This window comes from Trichocoleus sp. FACHB-46 (genome assembly GCF_014695385.1).
GTDB lineage: Bacteria > Cyanobacteriota > Cyanobacteriia > FACHB-46 > FACHB-46 > Trichocoleus.
Genome location: NZ_JACJOD010000047.1, coordinates 1 through 5,318, shown reverse-complemented (window position 1 = coordinate 5,318; position 5,318 = coordinate 1). Strand labels below are relative to the sequence as shown.

7 protein-coding genes and 1 pseudogene are annotated in these 5,318 nt (G+C 48.7%); 5 read left to right on the top strand and 3 right to left on the bottom strand.

Annotated features, from left to right (window positions below; all coding sequences use genetic code 11):
• Window positions 1-58: 58 nt before the first annotated feature.
• Window positions 59-427: pseudogene (locus H6F72_RS30445) on the bottom strand (IS5 family transposase); the annotation flags it as partial.
• Window positions 428-1,055: 628 nt separating this feature from the next.
• Here H6F72_RS30445 and H6F72_RS24870 point away from each other — a divergent pair.
• The 4 genes from H6F72_RS24870 (at window position 1,056) to H6F72_RS30440 (ending at window position 2,797) form a co-directional block, all read left to right on the top strand.
• Complete coding sequence (locus H6F72_RS24870) at window positions 1,056-1,736, top strand: cytochrome P450 (RefSeq protein ID WP_190441992.1); 681 nt, start codon at window positions 1,056-1,058, stop codon at window positions 1,734-1,736.
• Window positions 1,737-1,808: 72 nt separating this feature from the next.
• Window positions 1,809-2,123 carry a hypothetical protein gene (locus tag H6F72_RS24865; RefSeq protein WP_190441990.1) on the top strand — a complete coding sequence of 105 codons (315 nt, stop codon included), beginning with the start codon at window positions 1,809-1,811 and terminating at the stop codon, window positions 2,121-2,123.
• A gap of 116 nt (window positions 2,124-2,239) precedes the next feature.
• A complete protein-coding gene (locus H6F72_RS24860) occupies window positions 2,240-2,629 on the top strand; it encodes a hypothetical protein (RefSeq protein WP_199299297.1) in 390 nt (129 codons plus the stop codon).
• 6 nt (window positions 2,630-2,635) lie between these two features.
• Window positions 2,636-2,797: a hypothetical protein gene (locus H6F72_RS30440; protein ID WP_242017118.1), complete on the top strand. Its 162-nt coding sequence runs from the start codon at window positions 2,636-2,638 to the stop codon at window positions 2,795-2,797.
• A 217-nt stretch (window positions 2,798-3,014) separates the two neighbouring features.
• Here H6F72_RS30440 and H6F72_RS24850 read toward each other — a convergent pair whose 3' ends face one another.
• Window positions 3,015-3,503, bottom strand: a complete 489-nt coding sequence (locus H6F72_RS24850) for a type IV pilin-like G/H family protein (RefSeq protein ID WP_190441988.1) — start codon at window positions 3,501-3,503, stop codon at window positions 3,015-3,017.
• A gap of 132 nt (window positions 3,504-3,635) precedes the next feature.
• On the opposite strand from H6F72_RS24850, the gene H6F72_RS30435 reads away from it, so the two are divergent.
• Window positions 3,636-4,016 carry a DUF6464 family protein gene (locus H6F72_RS30435; RefSeq protein ID WP_348252769.1) on the top strand — a complete coding sequence of 127 codons (381 nt, stop codon included), beginning with the start codon at window positions 3,636-3,638 and terminating at the stop codon, window positions 4,014-4,016.
• Between the two features lie 336 nt (window positions 4,017-4,352).
• Here H6F72_RS30435 and H6F72_RS24845 read toward each other — a convergent pair whose 3' ends face one another.
• Window positions 4,353-4,742, bottom strand: a complete 390-nt coding sequence (locus tag H6F72_RS24845; protein WP_190441986.1) for a nuclear transport factor 2 family protein — start codon at window positions 4,740-4,742, stop codon at window positions 4,353-4,355.
• Window positions 4,743-5,318 lie beyond the last annotated feature (576 nt).

The window sequence follows — 5,318 nt, the reverse complement described above, 5'->3', positions numbered from 1 at the left end:
GCTTCTTGCTGTTGGCTTTGCTCAGTGGTGGATAAGAGGCTGCTTGGGGCTAGTTCCCCCTTTTTGCTCCTGCTGCATGTTGATGCGCACGGACAACACTCCCATCGACAAAGTGGATGTCCCAGTTAATTTTGCCCTCGGCATCGGCCTCGATCTGCAGGGCTTCGAGCAGTTGCTGCCACAAGCCGATGTGACGCCAGTGGTAGAATCGACCTGAAACTGTTGACCAGTGGCCATAGCGACTGGGTAAGTCTCACCAAGGAGCACCAGTTCTGAGAATCCACAAGATGCCGTTGATGACGGTTCGATGGTCTTTAGCGGGGCAACCTGTATGAGGCTTTTGTGGTGGAAGCAGGGGCCAAATGCGCTTCCACTGCCGATCGTTTAATTCACCCCGTCGGTTCTTCTTTTGTGGTGGAAGAATCATGGAGGCTAATCAGTATTCCTGCACTATTTCTATTCTGCCAAAGGGTTTTAAAGCACGCCCTAGAATACCAGCATCACTTAGCAGCGGGCTCCATTGAGCACAGCAGGTTGAGGGTTCTGAAAATTTAGGGAACAAAAACTTCCTCATTCATCCCAAGTTTTCCCTAATTCTGGGAGATAGCGATGGAGTTGGGAAGATTAGGGCAGAGCAAGGATCTTCCTCAGACCCAGCAACGCTGCACTGAACTCAGGCAAGGTTTCTCCCTGGTAAGGTGAAGATCAAGACTTATGCTTATATGCAGCAGCTCAAACAAGCTTTCCAGGGCAATTGGGATGCCTATCGGGATTAACGGCTTTGGCAACTGAGTACTCCTTTTAAAGCTGAGAGACTGTTTGAAGAGGGTTAATCGATCAGCTCTACTTGCTTAAGTTTTGTTTCTCTGTTTGCTGGAGTTACTGGCGAGCTGCTTCGTCTTTAGGATTGAGCTTGAGCGCTTGCTTAAACGCATAAAGCAGCGAGTCTATTTGGCATCACGACAGATAGAGAGCCGCTATCTAAATGGACAAGCGAGAGAATAAATTATGATTAGTTGCAGTACGTTGCGATCGCTCCTTGTGTGCATTGAGCTATGAAATCTGTGTCTGATACTGCTACCTCAAAACCCCTACCACCCGGACAAGCTGGCTGGCCGCTCTTAGGGGAAACCTTGTCATTTTTTGGAGATGCTAAGTTTGCCCTTAAACGCCACGAAAAATATGGGGATGTCTTTAGAACTCAGTTACTGGGGCAGCCCACTGTTTTCTTGCGAGGTGCTGAGGCTAATCGCTTCGTTCTGTCGCAAGAAAATGAATATTTCGCGATTAGTTGGCCAACCAGTACTAAAGTTTTACTCGGTCCTCTCTCGTTGTCTTTACAGACTGGGGGCACCCATCAAAGTCGCCGCAAATTGCTTGCTCAAGCATTTCTGCCACGATCGCTATCTAGCTATATCCCCATGATGTTAGAGATTACTCGCACCTATCTCAAGCGTTGGGAGAGCCTAGAGACTCTAACCTGGTATCCTGAACTGCGGAACTATACGCTCGATATTGCTTGTAAATTATTCGTCGGTCTCGATCAAGGTTCACAAACCGAGTTGGGGCATGAGTTTGAGACTTGGTGCGCAGGGTTGTTTTCAATTCCCATTTCTCTACCGTGGACTACATTTGGGCGAGCACAGCGTAGTCGTAAACGATTGTTAGCAGAATTGGAGCGGATCATCTGCGATCGCCATTACATTTCACCTGGACGGGGAGGGGGTCAAACTTGAGGAGCCGAAGACGTCTACTACCTCCATTACCGGCTTCATTGAGGAACTTCTCCTTCCCCAGAGAGAAAAACGATGTTCGGTGGAGAAGTTACGATTCAATTCGTTTGCTCCATGACCTGCTTTGAGGCGCGATCGAGAGCTGCAGGGGCTTCGCAGTTCTCTGGAGGATGGATTGTAGGCAACTGCAAATCAAAAACTTCCTTGCGTTGGGCCAAGGGGGGCTTCAGCAGAGATTGGTGTAACTACAGTCTGGTACGGTGTGATCTTGCTCATGCTCCCGCACCTTTGCCCTCCACTCATGGCGCTCCGTGGCATGACAAAAGCGATCGCCCTGCTTGGCAGGAAAGTCAGTTATTGCTTGACTTCGGCTACAGCGATCGACGATGAAACTTCGTCCGCCCTCCGCTGCGATCGCCTACGGTCAATTGGCTGCTCGCAGCGGCTAATGTTCTCAAGCTACGGTGATCGGAAATCCTGTAATCTAGCCCTCACAATTTCTAATCATGAGTCGATTCCTTACCTTGGCTCGCTCCCTCTTCGCACCCTTGCTGTCTCAACCAACCAGTGATCCTCCTACCCCCATTATTAGCAGCTATGGGCAGAGTGAGTGTGGCGTTCCGATGGAAGTAATGCAACCCATCATGGAGTGGCTGTTCGCAAGTCTTTTGAATGCTGGGTACTACGGCACCCCTCACATTGTTTGGTACAACGATGCGGCACCCAATCCCCAGCTAGAAAAGGCAGTCAAGGACGGCATCAGAAGAGATGAACCGACCCTGCTTTACCGTTGTGGTTCAAGCGTGCAACCACCCCCTAAAAGCTACTACTGGCGGTTAATGGCAGAACACCCCTCGAATCGGATCTATCAGCTAGAAGTGAAGGATGAGGATTGAGTGGAAATGAGTGAACCGAGCGTTAAACGTAAGTTATCAGAGTGCGATCGCTGCATTTTTTATGCTCATAATCCTCATCTAGTTTGCACGAATCATCCGAGTGGTGTGAGTGGTGATGCTTGTTCAGATTTTCAGTGTGACCCTACAGCCGATCTAGAAGAACTGTAGGAGCCGGAGGGGGCTAGCTACTATAACGGAGAGCTAGTCGTTACTCCACATCAGCGGTGGTCACGGTTGGAGAAGCTATCACTACTTGACTCACATCCAATGTTCACAGGTCGATGCCCTCAATGTGAAACTGGCATTGGTTTGAAAACTCCAACAGTGCATTGGGATTGTGAGTATTGTGGCTGGAAGGATGAGTCAGTTTAAGCGGCACATTAATCTACCTGGGCCTTTTCGTCTGAACGCTTCCTTCAGGGCAGGTAGGAGAGCCATTCTGAAGTAAGGGCTTGATTTTGAGAATTGCTTTCCGGCCCACAGCCTCGCAAACAATTTCTAATGGCACGTTGTCTATGTCGTCCTTGCTTGCTTTATTCGGAAACACGGCCCCAACATATCCTCTGCGAAAGGAAGCCATCTTTCCAGTTGGCACCGCATAGAAAAATGCTGATGTTGGCGTAACTTGCATTGAATGGGCATACCAGTTCATCTGGGGCTTAACACCTATATCGAGAGCATCCATTGACTCGATAAATTTTCCACGCTCAAAGTAGTGGACTTGCTGTACCCGATTTGCTGTCTCGGTAACCGCCTTTCCGTCTGCTTCCATCCTCTTGCAAGCCATTGTTAAAAAAATGCACGAATCAGACAAGATCACTGCATTTGCAGCCAGGAAAGTAATCACTGCTGCTGGCACCAAGAATCGTTTCATGCTGTTGCTGAGAGGGATAGGCTTATAGTTCCCGATGGAAGCGGGGGAGGAAACGCGATCGCAGTGACTATTTGGAGTCGGCCTACTGGGTAAAAAAGGTTGTAGCTTAGTGGAAGAAGTAAGCTCCCAATCATGCGAATTCAGCCAGCCATTCGATCCTTTGTGCGCCGCTATCGCCTTAACTTTGATGGTTACCTTCTCCTAGTCATGTTGATTGCCAGTTTCTGCGTTCAATTCAACATCGGGCCGCGTTCAATCACGGTTCCGATTGCTGTTGGTGCTATTGCAATCTCTTTCCCCCTGGGCGTATTTAGAACGTGGGAGCGATGGCAGAATCACAAAGCATGGGTAGCTGCAAGAGAGGCTCAATTGAGAGCTGATGTGGAAGCCTTGCGAAAACCTTTGGGTGATCCAAACTGTACTCACTCCGCACGCTCGCCTCATCTACGATGTACTGTGAATCCAGCAGGGCCGTGTGAAACATGCTCAGATTTTAAAGATCTCGAAGGGTGAGGTTAGAAGTCTGGGTTGCCACTTATCCAATTCAGGATGATGGGCGACTGCAAGGTTGGCTCGGAGGCTAGGGGTTAGCTCGTGGGGATGCGCTAGCCAGACAAACTCAACGTTTCGAGCCCTTGCGAAACGTGCTCAACCGCACAATCTTAGTGCTTTAGAGATGGGGTGCACTTGGACCCTAACCCCAGTATTAGGGGCAGACTCTAGAGTTCGCGCCTTACGAGAGAAAGCGATCGCCAAGCTTGCGGTATCACCTTTTGTCTGGCTTTCGCAAGGAATCTCGTGAACCCTGTAAGGCTCGACTCTGGGATCGCAGACATGGGCATCCTTGATTCAGTTGTCCTTCAGTTTCATCATCATGGCCGCTTCATCCCAGTAAGACGACACTGTTTGAAGCTTGCCAGCATCATTGATTTCAAAGACACTGATTCCCTCAGCTGTGGCATGACGACCGTTTTTGGCAACAACCTGCATCGTCCATTTAACCGCTGCCCCATTCTTGACAAAGAAAATGCTGTCTTTTGATAGTTCTATCGTTTCAAAGAAGTGAGCCAACACCTTAAAGAGATGCTGAGCATCCTGGTGTACATGTTTGGGAGGAGCTCCAACAGGGTCATGGATTACAGCCTCTTCTGAAAAAATCCCTAACCAGCCTTCTGGATTCATCGCTGTCATGTTGTCAAAGTAAGTCGTGAGTAACGCTGCAATCTCTTCTGTTGACACGTTATTTTCCTCTACGCTGATGTCTCATTGAGTTAGCAAGTTTCAATTTCCGATCCTGACTCATGGCAGAACCAGTTCTTTTCGTGAATCATAGAATCCATCAACAGTTTTTGTAAATGGATGATGCCACCTTCCAATCAGTTCAGCTTTCAACCATGAGAGCGTTGCGGCAAGATGAGAATGTCTCTATGGATTGTTGAGCGTACTTGCCGTTGCTAAACCACCAAAGCCGCTCATCTCAAAGCACCATCTCAGCTACAGTCTCAAACTCACTTAATCGCTGTAGTGCTTAGATTGAGAGAGCGATCGCTTAGGGGGTAGCTAGAGTCGACACCTTCTGTTTTTTGCCAAGATTTCAGGAAAGGTGAAGACTGAAACAGCTTAGAGCGATGATGTTTCCGCTTTTACCCACTTCCGACGAAGGCTATGAGAAAACTTTTGCGCGAGTGTAAGTTAGCAGAGTCAGGACTTACGCAAGAGCCATCTGAACAGACGGATGCTTGAGTTGTGCAATCAAGTAGTCCGAGAGCATCCCATGCTTGACTTGATAGATGGTTTTGCTGCTCTGGTAAGCGA